The 22,430-nt window shown below is 69.9% G+C and carries 18 protein-coding genes; 9 read left to right on the forward strand and 9 right to left on the reverse strand.

Annotated features, from left to right (window positions below; genetic code table 11):
- The first annotated feature begins 110 nt into the window (after nt 1-110).
- The 3 genes from AVL48_RS14805 to AVL48_RS14815 all read left to right on the forward strand — a co-directional run bounded on the left by AVL48_RS14805 (nt 111) and on the right by AVL48_RS14815 (nt 4,208).
- The gene (locus AVL48_RS14805; RefSeq protein ID WP_061981671.1) at nt 111-971 is read left to right on the forward strand and encodes a ribokinase; all 861 of its coding nucleotides are present in this window, start codon (nt 111-113) and stop codon (nt 969-971) included.
- A 68-nt stretch (nt 972-1,039) separates the two neighbouring features.
- A complete protein-coding gene (gene ptsP / locus AVL48_RS14810) occupies nt 1,040-2,674 on the forward strand; it encodes a phosphoenolpyruvate--protein phosphotransferase (protein ID WP_061981672.1) in 1,635 nt (544 codons plus the stop codon).
- Between the two features lie 112 nt (nt 2,675-2,786).
- The gene (locus tag AVL48_RS14815; RefSeq protein ID WP_061981673.1) at nt 2,787-4,208 is read left to right on the forward strand and encodes an MFS transporter; all 1,422 of its coding nucleotides are present in this window, start codon (nt 2,787-2,789) and stop codon (nt 4,206-4,208) included.
- Here the strand turns inward: AVL48_RS14815 and AVL48_RS14820 are convergent.
- The gene (locus AVL48_RS14820; protein ID WP_061981674.1) at nt 4,205-4,870 is read right to left on the reverse strand and encodes a DUF1707 SHOCT-like domain-containing protein; all 666 of its coding nucleotides are present in this window, start codon (nt 4,868-4,870) and stop codon (nt 4,205-4,207) included. The genes AVL48_RS14815 and AVL48_RS14820 overlap by 4 nt on opposite strands.
- Before the next feature lie 84 nt (nt 4,871-4,954).
- On the opposite strand from AVL48_RS14820, the gene AVL48_RS14825 reads away from it, so the two are divergent.
- A complete protein-coding gene (locus tag AVL48_RS14825; protein WP_061981675.1) occupies nt 4,955-5,986 on the forward strand; it encodes a hypothetical protein in 1,032 nt (343 codons plus the stop codon).
- A gap of 1 nt (nt 5,987) precedes the next feature.
- On the opposite strand, the gene AVL48_RS14830 is transcribed toward AVL48_RS14825, so the two are convergent.
- From AVL48_RS14830 to AVL48_RS14840, 3 genes are read right to left on the reverse strand one after another with little or no spacing between them, the layout of a single operon-like run.
- On the reverse strand, nt 5,988-6,647 hold the full coding sequence (locus AVL48_RS14830) for a response regulator (protein ID WP_061981676.1): 660 nt from the start codon (nt 6,645-6,647) through the stop codon (nt 5,988-5,990).
- On the reverse strand, nt 6,644-7,810 hold the full coding sequence (gene macS, locus AVL48_RS14835; protein ID WP_061981677.1) for a MacS family sensor histidine kinase: 1,167 nt from the start codon (nt 7,808-7,810) through the stop codon (nt 6,644-6,646). Before macS ends, AVL48_RS14830 begins: the two co-directional genes overlap by 4 nt.
- A complete protein-coding gene (locus tag AVL48_RS14840; protein WP_061981980.1) occupies nt 7,807-9,012 on the reverse strand; it encodes an AI-2E family transporter in 1,206 nt (401 codons plus the stop codon). The genes macS and AVL48_RS14840 overlap by 4 nt, the downstream gene beginning before the upstream one ends.
- A gap of 279 nt (nt 9,013-9,291) precedes the next feature.
- On the opposite strand from AVL48_RS14840, the gene AVL48_RS14845 reads away from it, so the two are divergent.
- A complete protein-coding gene (locus AVL48_RS14845) occupies nt 9,292-10,317 on the forward strand; it encodes a hypothetical protein (protein ID WP_061981678.1) in 1,026 nt (341 codons plus the stop codon).
- Nucleotides 10,318-10,538: 221 nt separating this feature from the next.
- Nucleotides 10,539-13,769, forward strand: a complete 3,231-nt coding sequence (locus AVL48_RS14850; RefSeq protein ID WP_061981679.1) for a beta strand repeat-containing protein — start codon at nt 10,539-10,541, stop codon at nt 13,767-13,769.
- A 72-nt stretch (nt 13,770-13,841) separates the two neighbouring features.
- Here the strand turns inward: AVL48_RS14850 and AVL48_RS14855 are convergent, their stop codons facing one another.
- Nucleotides 13,842-15,035, reverse strand: a complete 1,194-nt coding sequence (locus tag AVL48_RS14855) for an ROK family transcriptional regulator (RefSeq protein WP_061981680.1) — start codon at nt 15,033-15,035, stop codon at nt 13,842-13,844.
- A 91-nt stretch (nt 15,036-15,126) separates the two neighbouring features.
- Between AVL48_RS14855 and AVL48_RS14860 the strand changes: the two genes are divergently transcribed.
- Nucleotides 15,127-16,302 carry an MFS transporter gene (locus tag AVL48_RS14860; protein ID WP_061981681.1) on the forward strand — a complete coding sequence of 392 codons (1,176 nt, stop codon included), beginning with the start codon at nt 15,127-15,129 and terminating at the stop codon, nt 16,300-16,302.
- Here the strand turns inward: AVL48_RS14860 and AVL48_RS14865 are convergent.
- Nucleotides 16,290-17,066: a dioxygenase family protein gene (locus tag AVL48_RS14865; protein ID WP_061981682.1), complete on the reverse strand. Its 777-nt coding sequence runs from the start codon at nt 17,064-17,066 to the stop codon at nt 16,290-16,292. The two genes, AVL48_RS14860 and AVL48_RS14865, sit on opposite strands and share 13 nt — an antisense overlap.
- Nucleotides 17,067-17,189: 123 nt before the next feature.
- On the opposite strand from AVL48_RS14865, the gene AVL48_RS14870 reads away from it, so the two are divergent.
- A complete protein-coding gene (locus AVL48_RS14870; RefSeq protein WP_061981981.1) occupies nt 17,190-17,618 on the forward strand; it encodes a MarR family winged helix-turn-helix transcriptional regulator in 429 nt (142 codons plus the stop codon).
- 28 nt (nt 17,619-17,646) lie between these two features.
- On the opposite strand, the gene AVL48_RS14875 is transcribed toward AVL48_RS14870, so the two are convergent.
- Both AVL48_RS14875 and AVL48_RS14880 read right to left on the reverse strand, forming a co-directional pair.
- Nucleotides 17,647-18,840, reverse strand: a complete 1,194-nt coding sequence (locus AVL48_RS14875) for a serine hydrolase domain-containing protein (protein WP_061981982.1) — start codon at nt 18,838-18,840, stop codon at nt 17,647-17,649.
- 60 nt (nt 18,841-18,900) lie between these two features.
- On the reverse strand, nt 18,901-19,581 hold the full coding sequence (locus AVL48_RS14880) for a TetR/AcrR family transcriptional regulator (RefSeq protein ID WP_061981683.1): 681 nt from the start codon (nt 19,579-19,581) through the stop codon (nt 18,901-18,903).
- Nucleotides 19,582-19,650: 69 nt separating this feature from the next.
- On the opposite strand from AVL48_RS14880, the gene AVL48_RS14885 reads away from it, so the two are divergent.
- A complete protein-coding gene (locus AVL48_RS14885; RefSeq protein WP_061981684.1) occupies nt 19,651-20,760 on the forward strand; it encodes an FAD-dependent oxidoreductase in 1,110 nt (369 codons plus the stop codon).
- 113 nt (nt 20,761-20,873) lie between these two features.
- On the opposite strand, the gene dnaB is transcribed toward AVL48_RS14885, so the two are convergent.
- Entirely contained in the window at nt 20,874-22,283 is a 1,410-nt protein-coding gene (dnaB, locus tag AVL48_RS14890; RefSeq protein ID WP_016338295.1) for a replicative DNA helicase, read from the reverse strand.
- Nucleotides 22,284-22,430: the final 147 nt, after the last annotated feature.

Here is a 22,430-nt window from a genome sequence, read left to right on the forward strand (position 1 = left end):
TGCTCGCCTGATTGTCGCATCAGGCACCGGGAAAGTTACAAAGTTCTTCACATCTTCGCCGACGGTGGGGACATCGCCGGACAACAGCTGGTCATGGGATCGTTTCCTCCATGACTTCTCAGGTACTGGTCATCGGTTCCGCCAACGCCGATCTTGTCGTGCCGGTCGACCGGCGACCTGCGGGTGGCGAAACCGTACTCGGTGGCGACACGGTCTTGTCGCCGGGTGGCAAAGGAGCCAACACCGCGGTCGCCGCGGCTCGGCTGGGGGCCGACGTCGCGCTGCTCGGGGCGGTCGGCGACGACCCGTACGGCGAACTGCTCGAGCGGTCGCTGGCCGAGTCCGGTGTGCACACGGGACGGTTGCGCACGAGCGAGCGTCCGACCGGCATCGCGTACATCACCGTGACGCCCGACGGGGAGAACTCGATTCTCGTCTCGCCGGGCGCCAATTCCAGTGTGCGGCCTGAGGACGTCGACCTCGATGGCGCCGAGATCGTGGTGTTGTCGCTCGAGATTCCACTCGAGACGGTCGAGCACGCCGTCGCGAAGGCGGCCGAGGCGGGAGTTCGGACGCTGCTGAACCTGTCGCCGGCGGCCGAGCTTTCCGCTGAGACGCTTCAAAACCTCGACGTCTTGCTGGTCAACGAGCACGAGGCCGCGTTCCTTCTCGGTGGCGAAGCGAATTTCCCCAAGCTGCTCGACCTCGGCCCGAAAGCCGCCGTCGTGACGCTCGGCGCGAAGGGCGCGGCGGTGGTGACCGCGGACGGCGTGGTCGAGGTGGCCTCGCCGAAGGTCGACGCCGTGGACACGACGGGTGCCGGGGACGCCTTCGCGGGCGCGCTCGCCACGTCACTCGCGAAGGGCGAGGAGTTGGCCGACGCGGCGCGTAGGGCGGTGAAGGTCGCCGCGATCACGGTGACCCGGCAAGGCGCTCAGCCCTCGTATCCGAAGGCGTCCGAACTGGAATGATGTCTTCTTCTGTGTTGTGCTGTTGGTTATGAGTCAGGTCACGCCGCCTATGAGATATGGTCTAGACCATGCCGTCTGAGTCACTGACCGGGGTCGCCGTCAGTCCCGGCCGCGCGAGCGGTCCTGTCGTCCGAGTCGCCGAACCGCTCGGCGAACCCGCGAGCACACCGGCGCCCGCCGATCCCGCCGTCGAGGCCGCCCGGATCGAGCCGGCCGCCCAGCTCGTGGCGGCCCGGCTCGAGAAGCTGGCCGAGACCGCGACCGGCGAAGCCGCGACGATCCTGATCACCACCGCGGCCATGGCGGCGGACCCGGCTCTCGTCTCCTCGGCGGAGGGACTGGTCAAGACGCGGAACCTGCCCGCCCCGCGTGCGGTGCACGAGGCGGCGGAGAAGTTCGCCGAAGCGCTCGCTGCCGCGGGCGGCTACATGGCCGAGCGCGCCCGGGACGTCCGCGACGTGCGGGACAGGCTCGTCGCCGAACTGCTCGGCATCGCGCCTCCTGGCGTTCCTGAGCTGGCTTCGCCGAGCGTGCTCGTCGCGCGCGACCTCGCTCCCGCCGACACCGCCGGACTCGATCCGGACAAGGTGCTCGCGCTCGTCACCGAAGAGGGCGGCCCCACCAGTCACACCGCCATCCTCGCCCGCGCGCTCGGCATTCCGGCCGTCGTCGCGGTGCGCGGGATCCTCGCGCTCGACGCGCAAGCGCTTGCGGTGGACGGTGACACCGGGGTGGTCGCGCTCGCGGACCCCAGCGCCGAGGTCGTCGCGGCCGCCAAGGTCGGCGCGATCGACTGGAACGGCACCGGCGCGACCGCCGACGGCCACCGCGTGAAGGTGCTCGGCAACGTCGGTTCCGCCATCGACGCACAGGCCGCCGCCGAAGCGGGTGCCGAAGGCGTGGGGCTCTTCCGCACCGAGTTCTGCTATCTCGACGCCTCCGCCGAGCCGAGCGTCGAAGAGCAGCGCAAGGCCTACACCGCCGTGCTCTCGCCGTTCCGCGGCAAGCCGGTCATCGTCCGCACGCTCGACGCGGGCGCCGACAAGCCTCTCGCCTTCCTGGAGCCCGAGGTCGAGCCCAACCCGGCGCTCGGCGTACGCGGCCTTCGCGTCGCGTTCGACCGGCCCGAGATCCTCGACCGCCAGCTCGAAGCCATCGCGGGCGCCGCGCAGGACTCCGGCGCCGAGGTTTCGGTGATGGCGCCGATGGTCGCCACCGCCGCCGAGGCCGCCTGGTTCGCCGAGCGGGTCCGTGCCGCCGGTCTCGCCCGTGCGGGGGTGATGATCGAGATCCCGGCCGCCGCGCTGACCGCCCGCGAGATCCTCGACGCGGTCGACTTCGTCTCCGTCGGCACCAACGACCTCGCGCAGTACACCTTCGCCGCCGATCGCCAGCTCGGCGCGGTCGCCAAGCTCAACGACCCCTGGCAGCCCGGACTGCTGCGCCTGCTCAAGATCATCGGCCAGGCCGCCAAGGACACCGGCAAACCCGCCGGCGTCTGCGGTGAGGCCGCCGCCGACCCGCGGCTCGCGCTGGTACTGGCCGGGCTCGGCCTGACCAGCCTGTCGATGAACGCGCCCGCCGTGCGCGCGGTCGGCGCGAGCCTGGCCGCCACGACACTCGCCGAATGCGAGGCGCTCGCCGAGGCCGTCCTGGCCACGGCGGACCCGGTCGAGGCCCGCGCGGCGGCCGCCAAGCGATAGCAAAGGTCCCTTGCTCCCCGGCTCCGGAAAAGATCCGGGGAGGCATGTCGAAATCCGGTCCACGGGTTCGACGCCTTGGTGAAGACAGCCAAGGTGACGAAAGGACCGGACCATGACGACCACCATGACGCGGGCGCGGGCGGGACGCCGGGAGTGGGTCGGGCTGGCCGTACTGGCCCTGCCCACCTTCCTGGTCTCCCTCGATGTTTTCGTCCTGATCCTCGCGCTGCCGAAACTCAGCCAGAGCCTCGGCGCCGACAGCACCCAGCAGCTGTGGATCATGGACGTCTACGGCTTCATGATCGCCGGCTTCATGGTCACCATGGGGACCGTCGGCGACCGGATCGGCCGCCGGAGGCTGCTGCTGATCGGTGCCATGGCGTTCGGGCTGGCGTCCGTTCTGGCCGCGTTCTCGACCAGCGCGCTGATGCTCATCGCCGCCCGCGCGGTCCTCGGGATCGCCGGTGCGACGCTCGCGCCCTCGACGCTCGCCCTGATCAGCAACCTGTTCCTCGACAGCCGTCAGCGTTCGCTCGCGATCGGTATCTGGGCAGGCTGCTTCACCGTGGGCGCGATCGTCGGCCCGATGGTGGGCGGCGTGCTGCTGGAGCACTTCTGGTGGGGTTCGGTGTTCCTGCTCGGCGTGCCCGCGATGGTCCTGCTGCTCGTCGTCGGACCCAAGTTCCTGCCCGAATACCGCAACGAGAACGCCGGCCGCGTCGACCTGCCGAGTGTCGCGCTCTCGCTGGTCACGATTTTGCCCGCGGTCTATGGCATCAAAGAACTCGCCCGTGAAGGCGTGCACCTGGTCCCGGTGGCTTCGCTCCTGATCGGCCTCGGCTTCGGCGTGGTCTTCGTGCGCCGTCAGCGGACGCTCGCCGACCCGCTGATCGACTTGAAGCTGTTCCGCAGCCGCGCGTTCACGACGGCACTGGGCGGGATGTGCGCGTTCACCATGCTGGGTGGCACGACGATGCTGTTCGTCGCGCAGTTCTTCCAGATCGTCCTGGAGCTTTCACCGGTCGGTGCCGCGCTGGCGTTGCTGCCGGGCATGCTCGCGTCGACCGTCAGCTTCCTGACCGCGCCGATCCTCGCCCGCCGCTTCCGTCCCGCGACCCTGATCGCCGGCGGGCTGGCAGGTGCGATCGCCGGATTCCTGCTGCTGACGCAGGTCGAGGCGGGCGCCGGTCCGGTGCTCCCGTCGATCGCGTTCGCCATCACCTGCCTGTGCGGCGGCCCGCTGGTCACCCTCGGCACGGATCTGGTCGTCGGCTCCGTGCCGCCGGAGAAGGCCGGTTCGGCGGCCTCGTTGTCGCAGACCGGCAACGAGTTCGGCTACGCGCTGGGCATCGCGACCGTCGGGACGCTGGGCAACGCCGTCACCCGGGCCCGGCTCGCCGACGCGGTCCCCGCGCACGACGCCTTCGCCACCGGGATGCACGCGGTGTCCGCGCTGGCCGCGCTGGTGCTGGCGGCGATCGCGTACTTCGTGCTCAGGCACCTGCGGCACGTGCGCCCGGTCGGTACCGACTAACCGAAGAAGCCCCGTCGCGGGTACTTGATGATCAGCGTCCCCCCGTGCACGCGCCCGGTGATGATGAACCGGGGCGTGCCGGGGCGGCCGTTCGAGCCGGTCCGGTCGTCGAGGCTGCCGAACTTGATGTCGGTGATCGAGTTGGTGTCGACGGCACCGTTTTCGGGGATGGTGAGCTCCACCGAACCCCATTTGACCTGGAGTTCGATGTACACCACCGGATACCGGATCTCCGCCTGGGAGAAGTCCAGTTTCGTGGCGCCGTACTTGTTCCGGATCACCATCGACTCCGGGACCAGCCAGTTCCCGTTGCGCTGCAACGCCGAGTACTTGCCGTTGAGTTCCATGGGCTGCCCGGACGGTGCCCCGTAGGGGTACTGCGGTGACGGCGGTACCCACGGGTTCTGCTGCTGACGCGGCACCATTCCCGCTTCGGGATGCACCAGGCCGGGCAGATCCGTGAGGACCGCGTTCAGCTCACCGCGGGTCCTGGACGCGAGGGCGCGGTCGGTCCGCTCGGTGAACTCGTCGAGGTTCAGCATCCCGAGGCCGATCGCCTTCTGCAGTACTTCGACGACGTGTTCGCGTTCCGCGTCCGAGACCCGGATGTCCCGTCCGCTCAACGGCTTGGTCTCGGTCGTCGACTGCTCTTCCTCGCCCATGTCTGGAATGGTAGAACCGGATCTCACGCGCGAGATCGGGGAAATACCCTGAACAGACCCGCATTTCTTCCCGGAGCCGTCCTGGTGGCGGCGCTCCTTCTGCTGGCCGGTTGCACCGTCGACGCCCAGCCTCCGCAGCCTCCTCCCGCGCCGACGACTCCACCGCCGTCGCGGCTCCAAGGCGAGCCGGTCGACTTCATCGGCTTCCGTCTGGTCATGGCGACTTCACCGCCTTCGATACTCGATCCCGCCACTGGCGCCACCACACCGCTTCCGGGTGCCCCGGGCGGGGACAGGGTCAACGACGTCGTCCGGGTCGGCAAGTTCCCGGTCGTGCTGTCGGCCGCCCGTTGCGGGCCGTCGTGCCTTGAACCGTCCGAGGTACTCGTCTACGGGGATCCCCGGAATCAGCCGTGGCGGCTGGGGAAAGCACGCAGTGTCGCCCCGTCGGCCGACGAAACCGGCGTCTGGCTGATCCGCGACGACGGCGACGACCTCTGCCGTCTCCAGTACGTCTCCCTGCTCGGCGTCGAACGCGACCGCGGCCGTCCGGCGAGCTGTACGACGGCGGTGCGCCGAGAAGCGCCGAAGGGGCTGCTGATCTCGGTGAACAGCGGGACGGCCAGCGCCGAGGACGTGCTCATCGACCCGGCCACTGGTCGCGCCGTGCACCAGTTCCCTCGGGTGCTCGCGGTCACCAAGGACCGGATGCTGCTCGCCGAGCTGACCAAGTTCTCCGTGCTCGACCTGCGCAACGATCAACGCACGCCGGTCGAGCGGCCGGTGACCAACGGCACGCCGGGACCGGTGGTGCCGAGCCGCGACGGCTACCGGGTCGCCGTGCTGTTCGGCGATCCGGCCTGGGCCGGGACGGCGACGCAGACCGCCGACGTCTGGGTGCTCGCTCTCGACACGCTGACCTGGACACGGGCGCCCTCGATGCCGATCGCGACCCCGCTCAAACAGGTCGCGATCGAATGGACCGAAGACGACGGTCTGGTGCTGACCACCGACGTGGTCGCGCACTGGCGCCTGGACCGTCCACACTGGACGGTCGTCAGGACACCCCTGCCCGCCGAGCGGAACCGGTCGGTGGTGACCGTCGCCCAGGGCTGAGCTACTCCTCGTCGAGCCCGTGCTCGATGGCGTAGCGGGCGAGTTCGACGCGGTTGTGCAGCTGGAGTTTCCGCAGTGTCGACTGGACGTGATTCTCCACCGTCCGATGCGACAGCACGAGTTTCTCGGCGATCTGCCGCGCCGTCATCCCCTTCGCGACCAGTCGCAGGACATCGGTCTCGCGCTCCGTCAGCCGCGGAGGTGCGGGCCCGTCGTCGGGCGCGTCGGCCATGCGGCGGTATTCACCGAGCACGAGTCCGGCGAGCCCGGCGGTGAACACCGGATCCCCGGCGGCGGTCCGTTTGACCGCGTCCACCAGTTCGCTCGCCGAAGCCGATTTCACCAGATAACCGGACGCGCCGGCCTTGACCGCTTCGAGGACGTCGCTGTGCTCACCGCTCGCCGACAGCACCAGCACCTTCGTCGACGGCAGTTCCGTGGTGATCTCGCGGGTCGCGTCGACGCCCGACGTCTCACCGAGGTTCAGGTCCATCAGCACGACGTCCGGCCGGACCGTCCGCGCGATCCGCACCGCGGCGGGCGCGTCCGGCGCGGTGGCCCGCACGTCGAAGCCGTGCTCGGTCAGGTCGCGCGCGACGCCGTCCCGCCACATCGGATGGTCGTCGACCACCATCACCGACACTCCGGGTGCACCGGTCATCGCTTTCCCCTCGCCGCGACTGGAACCTTGACTTCCCATTCCGTGCCCTGGCCCGGCGCGGTGTCGAGGGCGACGCTTCCGCCCAGATCCCGCACGCGGCCCTTGATGGACTCCGCGATACCTAGATGTCCTTCGGCGCTCGCGCGTTCCATCACGCCGGGCGCGATTCCGGGACCGTCGTCGCGAACGCTGATCACGACCTCGGTGCCGAGGTCCTCCAGCAGCACCCAGGCGTGCGCCTCGGGGCCGGCGTGTTTCTCCACGTTCGACAGCGCTTCACGCGCCACCGCCACGAGTTCCGTGGTGACGTGCTCGGGCAGCTGAACCTCGCCCGCCGGCGTCGAGACCTGTACCGACGGGGTCGCGAGCAACTGCAGCGCGGCCCGGAGATCGGTGGTGCCGTTCGCGCTCGGCCGCGTCGGCTCGGTGGTGACCAGCGCGCGCAGCGCGATCTCCTGTTCGCCCGCCAGCTTCGCCAGTTCCGCGGCTTCTCCGCCGACCTCGGCACCGCGTTTGCGCACCCGCGCCAGCACCTGCAGGACGCTGTCGTGGATCGAGCGGGCGAGCCGTTCCCGTTCGGCCGTCGCGGCCTCCATGCGCAAGGCCCTGGTCAGCGCGTCCGCGGACCTTCGCGCCATGGTCGCGGCCTGCCCGATCACGAACCCGCTCGCGGTCAGCAGGAAGCCGTCCCGCGCGACGTCGACGTCGAAGCGCCAGCGCACCAGCCCGGTGACGACCGAGACCACCAACCCGGCGAGGACCCCGCCGAGCGCGCCGAACCGCGTCCCGGCGGCCGCCGGCGGGACCGCCGCCCACACCGTCGTGATGAGCGGCGTGTTGGCGTCGAACTGAGCGGTGGACAAGATCCACGCCGAGGTGAACATGAGGACCACGGTCAGCACGAGATCGACACCGACCAGCCACGGCCAGCGGCTCGACGGCCGCGCGTAGAACACGCTGCTGACCACCGTCCACGCCGTCATCATCCCGAACGCCGCCCACGCCAGCCATTGGTTCGCGTAGCCGCCGTAGTGGACGACGAACGAGCCGAGCGCGAAGAGCAGTGTCGCCACGCGAAGCACGATCACCCCGCGCCACAGCGGAGTGGCCGGGTCCCGCGTGCCCAGTGCCGAGACGGCGCGCCAGAGCGGGGCTTCGGTCACGGCTTGGCTTCGGCCTCTTCATCCGGCGAGCCGGCTGTGTTCGGCTCCGCCGCCTGATCCTTCAGGACGTCGACCTCGGCCGGGTCGGGATCGTGTTCGTGCAGCAGCGATCGGATACCGGCGTTGAGCACCGCGAGCAGCGGCACCGACAGCAGCGCGCCCGCGATCCCGGCGGCGACCAGGCCCGCGGTGATCGCGAGCACCACCGCGAGCGGATGCAGTTTGACCGCGCGCCCGAGCAGGATCGGCTGCAGCACGTGGCTCTCCAGCTGCATGACGCCGATGACGATGGCCAGCACGATGAGCGCGCCGACGACCCCCTTCGTCACCAGCGCGATCAGCACGGCGACGGCGCCGGCGATCACGGCGCCGATGATCGGGATGAACGCGCCGAGGAAGACCAGTGTCGCCAGCGGGATCACCAGCGGCACGCCGACGATCGCCAGCCCGACGCCGATGCCGACCGCGTCGACCACGGCCACCGCCGCCGTCGCGCGGACGTAACTGACCAGCGAGGCGAACCCGCGCCGCCCGGCGACGTCGACCCGGTTGCGCACCCGGCCGGGCACGCCACGGACGAGGAACTTCCAGATCCCGTCGCCGCCGGAGAGGAAGAAGATGAGGATGAACAGGGTCAGGATGAACCCGGTGACGATCTCGCCGACGGTGCCCGCCGTGGTGAGCGCCGTGGTGGTGATCGACGCCTGGTTGTTCTGCAGGAAGCCGATCGCCTGGTTGATGAACTCCTGGATCTGCTCCTGGCGCAGGTGCAGCGGGCCGTCGATGAGCCACACCTTGATCTGGTTGAGGCTTTCCGTCAGCTGCTTCTGCAATTCCGGCAGACCGGAGGAGAACTGCGCGACGACGAAGGTCAGCAGTCCGCCGAGTACCGCGAGCCCGGCGATCAGCACTATCCCGGCCGCGAGCCCGCGCGGGAATCTCAGCATCGTCAGCTTGGAGACCGCCGGGGCGAGGAGCGCGGCGAGCAGCAGCGCGATCGACAGCGGGATGACGACCACCGACAGGTAGCCGATCAGGAACACGATGACGTAGAGCGCGGCGATCACCACGATGAAGCGCCACGACAGCGCGGCGCCGATCCGCAGACCGCGCGGGACCAGCCCGGTGACGTCTTCGTTGGATTCGGAGAGGAAGGGGTTCGCCGGGTCGAATTGCGGCTGCTTGCGCTGGGGCTCGCTCACGCGCTCACCGTATCGGTCCGGGGCGACGTTGTTGAACATTCCGGGCTACGCGCCATGGGTGGATTCGCCCGAAGCGACGCTTGACACACCGTCGCATGATCAACTCACGAGTAACCTGGGCCCGCCAGGAGTGATCACTGATCGTCATGACGGCCTACACCCTGTGTTTTTCACACGATCGTGCCATCAAGGTGCTCCGAAGTCGCGCGGGCCTTCCCCGCTTTGCTTATGTCGGTGCCGTAACGACGAACCGGCACACCGAGGCGAGCAGGAGACTGAGTGGCGAACGCGGCGAAGAACGAGGGGCGGGGCGCGGCGCGCTTCGGCCGTCTCGCTTCGCGTACGTTGTTCGTGCTCGGCGGCGCCGTCGCCGGTTCGGCCGCGGCCTGGGTGGTTTCCGGCGCTTCCGCTTCCGCCGACGTCGTTCCCTCCGCTCCGGTGATCTCCACTCCCGGAACGAGCGTCACCCCGGTCACCGACGCCACCGCGGCCGGGCTGACCGACGTTTCGCGCGGTACTTCGAAGTTCGCGGGCGACGTGGCCGGCGCGATGTGCGGCAACCGTCACCAGGAAGCCACCACGTGGTCGATGCCGAGTGAGGACAAGCCCGCCTCCGCGAAGTACCACTGCGGCGACATCCGTGCCGACGAGCACGAAGTCTCCACCCGCGTGAGCGGCGCCGTCTCCGATTTCGCGGACCACGCGGTCATCACCCCGACCGAGCGGACCCTCGGGGCCGTCGAGCACATCGTGCGCAAGCCGCAGGACACCCGCCAGGTGCTGGACGAGACCTTCGCCGGAACACCCGAGGCGCAGGACTTCGGCCGCAAGGTCTGGAACTTCCTCGACCCGCGCGGGCACCGCGACCTCCCGGACCTCCCGGTCGGCGGCGTTCCACTCGACCCGAGGTCCCCGCTGGAGACCGGCGGTGCCGGCGAACAGGTCACCGACTTCGCCCAGCTGGCCACGACTCAGTTCCCCGCTTCCGCCGAGACCGTCCTGCCGATGCCGGCCTTCGTGCAGCAGCACGGTGCCTTCGATCAGGTCCAGGACGCTCCGGCGCGTGACGGTCACCACGGTGACTTCCCGCGTCCGCTCTCCCCGGCGCCGCTTCCCGTCGCGCCGTCCATCCCGACTGTCCCCGGCGGCGGCACCGCCCCCGGTGGTCACCTCGACGGCCTGACCTATGGCGTTCCCTCCTGGGTCGCCTCCGCCGTGGAGCGTTCGCTGGCCGGCACCACGCTGGCCGGTACGCGGTACATGCCGCTCACCCCGGGTTCGCAGCCCGGCGTCACTCCCGACTGAACACCTCCCTCCGCGGGGTAGCCGACGCGCCCTACGCCTCCCGATTCCGGGCTTGGCTTCGCGTCCGCTCCTGATCCCCGCGAAACGGCGGTGCGCCGCATTTGATTCGACACTGCGTGCGCCCGCATTCGCTCCACCCCCTCTGGTGCCACTCATTCGACATTCGTCGAGGGCACCTCCTTGAACCCGAAAGGGAACCCGAAATGAAGGAGAAAAACCCCATGCAATCCTGGGCAAAGCGCGGACTCCAGACCGCGTTGGTCACGGGTGGGTTGTTGATGCTGGGTACCGGCATCGCCTCGGCTGACGAACAGGTCAACCCCGACACCCCTGCCTCACCGCTCGACGCGAACGTCACCGTTCCCATCGAGATCGGCAACAACGCCATCGGCACGCCCCTCGGCCAGGCGGACCTCCCCGGTTACGAGGGTGAGTTCAGCACCAAGACCGTCACCAAGCCCGTCCCCGACGCGCTCGCCTCGGCTTCTTCGCCCAGCAGCGGCATCGACGGCGTCGGCGGAGGACTGCCCCAGCTCTCCAGCAAGGGCGCCATCCCCGCCCCGCTGGCCAAGGGTGAGCCCGCCCCTCAGCACAGCGGCGGACTGACCCCGGGTGGCTTCACCACCACGGACGACATCCTCAAGGGCAACAAGGTCGTCGGCGACGTGGTCGTCCCGATCCAGATCGTCGACAACGCCATCGGCGTAGTCGGCGACGCCGAGGTCAAGGGTGGGAAACACCAGCAGACCTGGTCGCACCACCAGGACGTCGAGACCACCGGTGAGGACTCAAGCATCGCCGGGAACGTCGTGTCCCTCGACTGGGCACTGCCCGTGCAGATCGCCGGCAACGGCGGCGGGCTCGCCGGCGGCACCGGCCGCGTGGTCGGCGGCTCCGCCAACCAGAGCACCACCGAGACCGGCGACATCACGACCGACGGCGAGGGCTCCGCCACCTCCGGCAACGTCGTGGCCGGTCAGTTCGCCACCCCGGTCCAGGTGACCGGCAACGCCGCGTCCTGGATCCTCGGCAACGCCGACAGCTCCGGCTACGAGGCCGAGACCGACGCCACCTCAGGCGGCTGGATCAAGACCGACGGTGACGACTCCTCGGTCGGCGGCAACGTCGTCGCGGTACCGGTCGCCCTGCCGGTGAAGGTCAACGACAACGCGGCCGCCGCGTGGGGTTCGCTCGCGAACTCCAACAGCAGCTCCTCCGCGGACGCGACCGCGGGCGACACCACACCCGGCTGGAGCAACGTCCCCAGCTACGTGCAGACCGAGGGCGAGGACTCGTTCCTCGCGGGTAACGCGGTCGTGCCGCAGACCGCGGACGTCGCGAACGTCGGTGGCGTGGCCGCCAGCTGGATCGGACTGGCGAACACCGGCACCGACGGTGGCACCAGCCAGTCCAGCGCCGTCGACGCCGGTGGGTTCGTCAGCTCCGAGGGCGATGGCTCCGCGGCCGGTGGCAACATCATCGACCCGGCCGTGGCCGCCCCCGCCGAGGTGACCTGCATCGCGGGCAGCTACATCGGCAACGCCAACGCCACGTCGTGCGAGAACACCGTCGACGGCAACGCCGGCGGCGGCAGCCACACCACCGGTGAGGACTCCACCCTCGCCGGGAACATCGTCAACACCCAGGCCGCGCTGGCCCCCGAGGTCTACGGCGTCGGCGGCTCGCACATCGGCCAGGCCGTCGCCGAGGCGACCGAGACGAAGACCGTGACCGCCGGCGGGTACGACGGCACCACGGGCGACGACTCGTCCGGTTCGGGCAACGTCGTCCAGGTCCCGGTCGCGGGCCCGGTCGAGGTCTTCGGCGTCGGTGGCTCTTTCATCGGCCAGGGCTCCGGTACCGCCGACGAGACCAAGGTCATCTCCGGCGGCGGCGGTGGAAACACCAACGACGACAACGGTTTCGTGAGCTCCAACCTGGGCACCGTGCCGGTTTCGCTGCCGGTGCAGGCGTTCGGGATCGGTGGCGCGTTGCTCGGCCAGGGCCACGGTGCCGCCGACGGTGACACCACCTCCAACGCGGGCGGCGACGTCCACGCGACCGGTGACGGTGGCGCGGCTGCGGGCAACCTGGTCTACGGCCCGGTGTCCCTGCCGGTCCAGGCGCACAACTTCGCCGCCGTTCTCGGCGGAATCGCGTCGGGCAAGGGCTCGAACCTGACCGACTCGTCGGCCGGTGGCGACGCCACCGCCAACGGTGAAGAAGGCGCGCTGGCCGGCAACATCGTCCAGACGCCGATCGGTGGCGCGGTCCCGGTGACCGGGCACGGCATCGCCGGTGCGGGCATCGCCGAGGGCGACAGCGTCAGCGACGTCCTCTCGGAGGCAGGCGGCGACGCCACCACCACCGGTGAAGAGGGCGCGGTCTCGGGCAACATCATCGGCGCGCAGGTGCTGCCGATCGTGCCGATCACGCACGACGCGGTCGCGGTCGCCGGTCTCGCCGACGCAGAAGGCTCCAACACCGTCGACGCCATCTCGGGCGGCGACGTGGAGACCTCGGGCCTCGACGGATCGCTTTCGGGCAACATCCTCGACCTCCCGGCCGCGGTCGACCCCGAGGTGTTCGGCAACGCCATCGCGGCGGTCGGCGGCGTGTCCGAGACCGAAGCGACCAGCATGATCACTGGCCAGACCGGTGGCGACAGCAGCACCGACGGCAGCCGAGAGGCCCTTTCCGGGTTCAACTTCCACCACCCGTTCATGTTCGTGATCCCGCTGAACGAGCTCGAGATCCCGATCCTGGCGATCGCGGAGGAAAACTCGGAAGACTCCACCGTGATGAACGGTGAAGACCTCACCCGCGTCTTCACCGACTCGGTCGGTTCGGAGATGCCGATCGACGCGCTGCCCGCGCTGCCCTTCGGTGTCCCGGCCGTTCCGTCGCTGACCGGTGCCGGCGCCCTGCCTGCCATCCCGGAGATCGGTGGCGCCCGCGCCGACGGTCCCCAGATGGCCACCCTCCCGGTGCAGATGGCCGCTCAGACCGCGCTGAAGCAGGTCCGGACCATCCCGGTCCAGCTGCCGAAGTCCGACCTGCCCGAGCTGCCCGCCACCCCGGGCCTGCCCGGTGTCCCGGCCCTGCCGAAGACCCCGGGTCTGCCCGGTGGCACCGGTCGTGCGGACGCCCCGAAGCTCGCGCAGCTTCCGTCGCTGCCCGCCGTCGGCAACCTGCCGGTGGGTCAGCTGCCCGCCGTCGGCAACCTGCCGATGGACCTGCCCGCCACGGGCACCCTCCCGGTCGGCCAGCTGCCGACCGACGGCAAGCCGCCGGTGCAGCTGCCCACCACGGGCACCCTGCCCGTCGTGACCAGCACCCCGGCGCTGCCGACCGCGCAGGTTCCGGCTCTGGCGAACGTCGACTCGGCGCCGATGAGCATGTTCCAGCGTTTCGTGGGCACCCTGACCGGCAAGAAGTTCCACACCATGTGAACCTGCCAGTCGGCTCACGCCACTGAATGAGAAGCGGGCCCGGGAGGCGACTCCCGGGCCCGTTTCTGTTCGTCACTCACGAGTTTTTCCGAACAGCGCGTCCTGTGCCGCGCCCATCGCGGTCAGCACCGCGCCTTCCCGCACCGCGCCGCCGCCGACGGTCCCCGCGCGGACCTCGGTCCGCAGCGGCGAGATCTCCGCGAGCCGGCGGCTCACCCGGTCCGCCAGCGCGTCGCCGCCTGCCCGGCCGACTTCGCCGCCGAGTACGACACAGCCCGGGTCCAGCACCGCGGTGACCGCGGCGGAGCCGATGGCGATCCGCTCCGCGACGATCTCCAGGAAGTCTTCGGCGTCCGCGTCGATCGCGTATCCAACAGCAGCTTCGGCCGCTTCGGCGTTGTCGGCCGGTGAGGCCGGGATGCCATGCGCTCGGGCCAGTTCGCAGATCGCGGCGCTGCCCGCGAGGGTGTGGAAGCCGCCGTCGCAATCGGTCGCCGTCGGAAGTCTGCCGGGGCCGAGCATCGGCAGGAACCCGATCTCCCCCGCGCCGCCCGACGCGCCCCGTCGCAGTGAACCGTCGAGAACGACGGCCGCGCCGACGCCGAAACCGAGCCACAGCAAGACGAACGTGTCCCGGTCGCGGGCGGCGCCGAGTCGTTGTTCGGCCGCGGCCGCGAGGTTGACCTCGTTCTCCAGCAGTACCGGGATGCCCAGCCGTCGCCGGAGTTCGAAGACGAGTCTGCCGTGCCACGCGGGCAATCCCCCGGCCGGCCGCAGCCCGCCGGTCGCCGGATCGACCAGGCCGGGAGCGCCGACGGCGATGGTGTGCAGCACGGTCGCACCCGCTTCGGCGGTGGTGCTCTCCAGCAGCGTGATCGCGCGCTCGACGGCCACGTCGGTGTCGACGTCCAGGTCGAACGGGAGCGAGGCCTCCGCCCGGGTCCGGCCCAGCAGGTCGGCGACCGAAACGGCCATTCCGTGCGTACGGATGTCGAGGCCGGCGAGGAACGCGCGTTCCGCGACGATGCCGTACAGCTTCGCGTTGGGGCCTCGGCGCTCGGCGCCCGCCTCGCCGACGACGGCGATCAGCCCGGCGTCCTGCAGCCGTTCGACGAGGTCGGCGACGGTCGGCCGGGAGAGCCCGGTCGACGTCTTGAGCTGGGCGGCCGTCAGCGGACCCTCGCGCTGGAGCAGGTCGAGGGCCAGCCTGTCGTTGATGGCCCGCGCGGTACTCGGGGAGGCGGACGGCGTCCGAATGAGACTCACCGGCAGATCCTCCCAGAATTAATTATCAGGTTCCCTTCCTGATAGTTTACGCTGACGCTCGTCGGGTTGTCTCGTGGACCTTGGGGGCCCAGTGAGTAATGCAGTGGAAACCGTCGGCGGGCCGACGCGGCGGGTGCGGCGGGCGCGGATCGCCATCGCCGCCATCTTCGCCGTGCACGGCGCGGTGACCGGCAGTTTCGCCACCCGGATCCCGTGGATCCAGGAACACGCGGGGATCAGCGCGGGGCAGCTCGGTCTCGCGCTCGCCTTCCCCGCCATCGGTGCCTCGCTCACCATGCCGCTCGCCGCCCGGATCGGGCACCGGCTCGGTGGCAGGCAGGGACTGCGAGTGCTGCTCGCGTATTGGACGCTGGCGCTGATCCTGCCGTCCTTGGCGGGGAACCTCTTCACCCTGTGCGTGGCGCTGTTCGTCTTCGGCACCGCGGCGGGCACCTCGGACGTGCTGATGAACGCCCTCGGTGTCGACGTCGAGGAGAAGATGGGCAAGTCGGTCATGTCGGGACTGCACGGCATGTGGACCACGGGCGCGCTCGTCGGCTCCGCCGCCGGTGCGCTCGCCGCGCACGCCGCGCTCGACGCCCGGGTGCATCTGGCGATCGCGTCCGCCGTGCTCACCGTCGCCGGCGCGCTCATCTGCCAAGCGGTACTCGACGTCCGCAGCGCGCCTGACGAGCACCCGCCGCCGAGGTTCGCGTTGCCGCCGAAGTCGGCCGTGATCATCGGTGCCGTCGCGTTCTGCGCTGTCTTCGCCGAAGGGGCGAGCCTCGACTGGTCCGCTGTCTACCTGCGTGACGTCCTCGGCACCTCGCCCGGTATCGCGGCGGCGTCGACCACCGCGTTCACCTGCACGATGGCGGTCGCCCGCCTTTCCGGCGACGCGCTGGTGCGGCGTTTCGGCGCGGTCAAGACGGTCCGCGCGGGTGGCGCTTTCGCGACGGCGGGCGGTCTGCTGGTCGTCTTCGCCGCGCATCCGGCGATGGCGATGGCCGGGTTCGCGTTGATCGGCCTCGGTGTCTCCGTCGTCGTTCCGCTCGCCTTCGCGGCGGCCGGGCGCAGTGGTCCGACGCCGAGCCAGTCGATCGCGGGCGTCGCGACCATCACCTACTCCTCCGGGCTCGTCGCGCCGTCACTGATCGGCGGGATCGCCGACCTGACGTCGCTGACGGTGTCCTTCGGGCTGGTCACGCTGCTCGCGCTCGGCCTGGTGGCCGGCGCCGGGGTGCTCCGCTCTCGTCAGCCGAACTGAAGAGAGCGCTTGGCGAGGCCGTACCAGTAGCCGTCGATCACGGTCTCGCCCTTTCCTTCGGAAGAGCTCGCGCCGAGCGAGACGAACAGCGGTGCGAAGTGCTCGATCCTGGGGTGCGCGATGGCCGCGGCGGGTGCCTTGTGCTGGAAGTCCAGCAACGCGTCGAGGTCGCCTTCGCGCAGGGTCTCCGCACCCCAGTGATCGAATTCGCTCGACCATGCCGGCGGCGCGCCTTCGGTGCCGTCGGTCTGGCGCATCGCGCTCAGGTTGTGCGTGAAGAAGCCGCTGCCGATGATCAGCACGCCCTCGTCACGCAGCGGCGCGAGTTTCCGGCCGAGGTCGAACAGCTCCCGCGGGTCCAGTGAAGGCATGGACACCTGCAGCACCGGGATGTCGGCGTCCGGGTACATCTCCACGAGCGGGACATAGGCGCCGTGGTCGAGGCCGCGGTCAGGCGCGTCATGGACCGGCGTTCGGGTCGAGCGCAGGAGTTTCCGCACCTTGTCCGCGAGTTCGGGAGCGCCGGGCGCGGCGTATTTCACCTGGTAGTAGCGGTCAGGGAAGCCCCAGAAGTCGTAGACCAGCGGCACCGTGGTGGTGGCGCCGAGGGTGAGCGGCGCCTCTTCCCAGTGCGCGGAGACGACGAGGATGGCCTTGGGCTTTTCGAGGTCCGCCGACCAGGCGGCGAGTTGGCGGGTCCAGGTGGCGTCGTCGGCGAGCGGCGGCGCGCCGTGGCTGAGGTAAAGCACCGGGGTGGCGGCCATGTCAGCTCCAAGTGTTTGAACTTTCAACTACTAGGATAGACGACGCCACCCGCCCCTGTCTTATTCCGAGGCGGGGATACTCCTCGTGTGAACAGCGACGCGGTGGCCGACGTGGAGCGCGCGATGATCGCGATCCGGCGGAGTCAAGCGAGGCGTTCGCTGTCGAAGCTCGCCCGCGACCGCGCCGAATCGATGCCGGACCAGGCACTGCAGGGTCTCCTCGACGCCGTCGAAGCGGCCGGGGAGAGTGGCGAGCCCGGCACCGTCACGAGCCTCGCGGCGGCGCTGACCATCGACCAGCCGCGCGCGAGCCGCCTGGTCGCGCGGGCCGTCGACGAGGGCTTCCTCCGGCGTGAAGCCGATCAGCGTGACGGCCGCCGGGCCGTCTTGGTGCTCACCGACAGCGGGCGCGCGGCGGTGACGCGGATGCACGAGTTCCGTCGTTCGGTGTTCGCCGAGGCGATGGCGGACTGGCCGGAAGAAGACCGGCGCGAGTTCGCCCGGCTGCTGACCGCCTTCGTCCGGAACTACGGCGCGCTCGGCGCGAAGTAGACGCCCGAGCGCGCCGTCTCGTCTTTCCTCACTCACCGCAGAAGACCGTCTTGAGCAGCTTGTTCAGTGCCGCCGGGAAGGCCTGCGCCGGGTCGCTCGCGGCGTCCCCGCCGGTGATCGACGCGGTCAGCGTCTTGCTGCCGTCCGGCGTGCTGTACATCAGCGACCCGTAGCCGTTGAGGCCGCCGTTGTGGTTGAGGACGGTGCCGACACAGCCCGGGCCGAGGTCCTGAGTGAACTGTCCGAGGCCGTAGTAGCCATAGAGGCTTTCGCTCTGCGGGTGCGTCTTGCGCATCTCCGCCAGGAGCGTGGCCGGGAGAAGCTTGCCGCTCTGGAGCGCGGAGAAATAGGTCTGGAGATCCTTGGTCGTCGAGATCATGTCCCCCGCGCTGGAGATCCAGGACGGGTTCTGGTGGGTGACGTCGACCGTCTTCCACTGACCGGCGTTTTCATAGCGGTAGTAGGCGTGGGCGTACGGCTTGGGCATCCCCGGCCAGGCATTCGGCGACAAGGTGTCCCGCAACTTGAGCGGTCGCACGATCCGTCGGTCGAGCTCGATGGCGAAGGAGTGGCCGGTGAGCTTTTCGACCAGCAACCTGGCGACCACGTAGTTGGTGTTGGAATAGCTCCAGCTCGCCCCCGGCTCGAACAGCAGCGGTTTGGCCACCGACAGACGCACCAGCTCCTCGGGCCGGTAGGTGTGGAAGCGCTTGTCCACCCATTCCTGGCCGGACCATGGGATTCCCGGCGTGACCGTCCCGTCCGGGTAGTACTGGCCGGTGTGGTTGAACAGACCGCTGGTGTGCTGCAGCAGCATGCGCACGGTGATTCGCCGGTCCAGCCCGAACTGCGGCAGGAAGCCCGCGACCGGGGTGTCCAACCCGATCCTGCCTTCGGCGACCAGCTGCAGCACCAGCGTCGCGGTGAAGTTCTTGGTCGTGCTGCCGACCCGGAAGTGGCCGTTGGTCGGCGGCTTCGCCGTTCCGCCCAGCTCGCGCACCCCGGCGCTGCCGGTCCACTCGCCCCGCTCGTCGCGCACCCGCAGCTGCATCCCGCCGAAACCGGCGTCGACGAATTCCTGGGCGGCGCGCTGCAGCTCCGGCCGATGCTGCCCGGCGGCGGCCGTCGGCGCGGCCACTCCGGCCAGCAGGGTGACACCCAGCGCCGTGATCCCCACTCGCCGGAGGATTCCGTTCTTCGTACCCCTCAGTGACTTGGTCATGGTGACCACGTTCGCGTGCCGCGCTGACACGGGGCAGTCACCGCGCTGACACGGCCTCCGTCAGCCGGAGAAGCGGGCTTCGATGCCGTCGAGGAGGAAGTCGAGGCCGATCCGGAAGGTCTGGTCGGCGTCCAGGTGGACGGCGTCGCGCACCACCGTCTCCAAGGCCGGAAACCGGCCGGTGGCGAAGGTCCGTTCCAGATAGGGTCCGTGCGCGCTTTGCCATCGCTTCTCGTCCATCCCGGTGGCCCGTTCGGCACGGCGCTCGGCGATCTCGCGGCGCACCGCACCGATCACGTACGAGTTGACCGCGGAGACCACCGGCATCTTGGCGTCCACGCCGACGTCGTCCAGCGCGGCCAGCACTATCTCCCCGCCTGCCAGCGCGTTCGGTCCGAGCCGGGGCCTGCCGCCGAGGAGGTCGGCGAGCCATTCGTGCTGGTGGGCGACGTGCCGGGTGCTTTCGGCGAGAGACCGCAGCACCTCTCGCCAGTGGTCTCCGGTGGGCCGGATCTCCGCGTGGACGGCGTCCACCATGAGGTCGAGCAGCTCCTCCTTGCTCGCGATGTAGCCGTACAGCCGCATCGGGCCGACGTCCAAGGCGGCGGCGACCTTGCGCAACGACACCGCTTCGAGGCCGTCCGCGTCGGCCAGCCGGATCGCCGCTCGGACGATCCGCTCCCGGCTCAGCGAGGCCGGGGCCGGACGACTAGGCGGTTCCGGCCTTTCCCACACCAACATGGCGCTGACAATACAACGCATCAGTCGATACACTGTATCGACTGATACAGTGTATCGAGGAGGCGCGACATGTCCATCACCATCGTCGGAGCAGGTCTGGGTGGCTTGGCGCTTGCCAGGGTGCTGCACGTGAACGGCATCGAAGCCGTCGTCTACGAACGCGAACCCTCCCGCGACGCGCGCGGTCAGGGCGGCATGCTCGACATCCACTCCGGCCAGCGTGCGTTGCGCGACGCAGGACTGATCGACCAGTTCCACGAGATCGCCCGCGGTGAAGGGCAGGACATGCGTCTTCTCCAGCCCGACGGCACTTTGCTGCTCCAAGAGGACACACCCGACGACGCCCCGCTCGCCCGGCCCGAGGTCGACCGCGCCGATCTGCGCGACCTGCTGCTGGATTCCCTCCCCGAAGGCGTGGTGCGCTGGGGACACGCGTTCGAATCCGCCGAAAACGGCCGGTTGCGCTTCGCCGATGGCACGAGCGCGACCGGTGACCTGCTGGTCGGTGCGGACGGCGCCCAGTCCCGGGTCCGGCCGCTGGTCACCGACGCCCGCCCGGCGCATCTCGGCCAGAACGTCGTCGAGGTCGGCATTCCCGACATCGACCACACCCGTCCCGACCTCGCGGCGATGGTCGGACGCGGCAACTACTGGGTGCTGGGCGACGGAGTGTCCCTGGGCGCGCAGCGCAACGGTGACGGCCGCGTCCGGATCGGCATCAGCTTCTACCACACCGGCGAAGACTGGCTCGCCACCAGCGGCATCCCCTTCGACGACCCGGCCGCCGCCCGAGCGCGGCTGCTCGATCTGCTCGACGGCTGGCACCCCCGGATCACCGCGCTGATCGAGGCCTGCGACGACCTGATCGTGCCGAGGTCGATCAGTGCGCTTCCGGTCGGCCTGACCTGGCCGTCGACCCCGGGCGTCACCCTGATCGGCGATGCCGCGCATCTGATGCCGCCGGTGGGCGAGGGGGCCAACATGGCGCTGCTCGACGGTGCTCTGCTCGGTCTCGCGCTGGCCGCGCATCGGGACGACTTCCCGACCGCGGTGAAGGAATACGAACGCGAGATGTTCGAACGGACCAGCGCCGCCGCCCGCATGTCCGCGGACATGCAGGAACTGCTGATGTCGCCCGACGCCGCCCAGAGACTGCTCGCGTTCTTCCAGCCCGGCTGAAGTCACGCCCGCGGTTCGCCGAGCGGCTCGGCGACGTACTCCGGCCGCATCGGCCGTTCATCGAGGAGGTACGGGTGACGGCCCTGGTCGGCCGGATTCGCTGAGCCGGCGCCCTAGTCGTGCGAGAGGTCGACGAACCGGCTGTAGTGCAGCTGGTGCGCGACGGTGATCGTCGCCGTCGGCCCGGCACGGTGCTTCGCGATGATCAGGTCCGCTTCACCGGCGCGCGGGTCGTCCCGTTCCCAGGCGTCGGGGCGGTTCACCAGGATGACGAGGTCGGCGTCCTGCTCCAGCGAACCGGACTCACGGAGGTCGGACAGCATCGGACGCTTGTCGGTCCGCTGCTCGGGACCACGGTTCAGCTGACTGATCGCGATCACCGGGACCTCGATCTCCTTCGCGAGCAGCTTCATCTGCCGTGAGAACTCCGAGACCTCCTGCTGCCGGGACTCGACGCGTTTGCCCGAGGTCATCAGCTGCAGATAGTCGAGGACGACGAGTTTGAGGTCGTTGCGCTGCTTGAGCCGCCGGGCCTTCGCGCGGATCTCCATCATCGTCATGTTCGGTGAGTCGTCGACGAACAGCGGCGCCTCGGAGACCTCGCTCATCCGGCGCGCGAGCCGCGTCCAGTCGTCGTCGGACATCTTGCCACCGCGCATATCCGCCAGCCGGATCCGGGCCTCGGCCGAGAGCATGCGCATGACGATCTCGGTCCTGCTCATTTCCAGGGAGAAGATGACGCTGGTCAGACCGTGCTTGATGGACGCCGAGCGGGCGAAATCCAGTCCTAGCGTCGATTTCCCGACACCGGGCCGCGCGGCGACGATGATCATCTGTCCTGGGTGCAGCCCGTTGGTCAGATCGTCGAAGTCGGCGAAGCCGGTCGGGATGCCCTGCGACTGCCCGCCGCGCGACGCGATCGCGTCGATCTCGTCCATGGTCGGCTGGAGCAGTTCTTCCAGCGCGACGTAGTCCTCGCTGGTGCGCCGCTCGGTGACGTCGTAGATCGCGGCCTGCGCGCGGTCGACGACCTCGTCGATGTTCGCGCCGTCGGCCGCGGCCGCGCCGTAGCCGTACTGCACGATCCGCGTGCCCGCCTCGACCAGGCGCCGCAGCACCGCCTTCTCCGAGACGATCTCCGCGTAGTACCCGGCGTTCGCCGCCGTCGGCACCGTCGCGATCAGGGTGTGCAGGTACGGGGCGCCGCCGACGCGGCCGAGTTCGCCACGGCGTTCCAGCTCGGCGGAGACGGTGATCGGGTCCGCGGGTTCGCCGCGTCCGTAGAGGTCGAGGATGACGTCGTAGATCGCCTGGTGCGCGGGCCGGTAGAAATCGTCGGGGCCGAGGGCTTCGATGACGTCGGCGACGGCGTCCTTCGACAGCAGCATGCCGCCGAGCACGGACTGCTCGGCCGCGATGTCCTGCGGCGGCTGGCGGTCGTATTCACCGCCACGCGGCCCGGGGTCGCTGGGACCCGGGTCGGACTCCGCGTACATCGGATTGCGGTCGTCGGTCAGCGCCACCGCTGCTGCCACCTCCTCAGGCATCGAACACGCGTTCGATTATGCCAGAATTTCCCCGGTCGGTCCCCTGTGCTCGCCGTCCGCCCTCCCGCGGCTCCCCGAGCTCCCCTGCGTTCATCTTCGGACCCGTCGGCAGCAACACTGCGT

Source organism: Amycolatopsis regifaucium (assembly GCF_001613935.1).
In the GTDB taxonomy this organism is placed as follows: Bacteria; Actinomycetota; Actinomycetes; order Mycobacteriales; family Pseudonocardiaceae; genus Amycolatopsis; species Amycolatopsis regifaucium.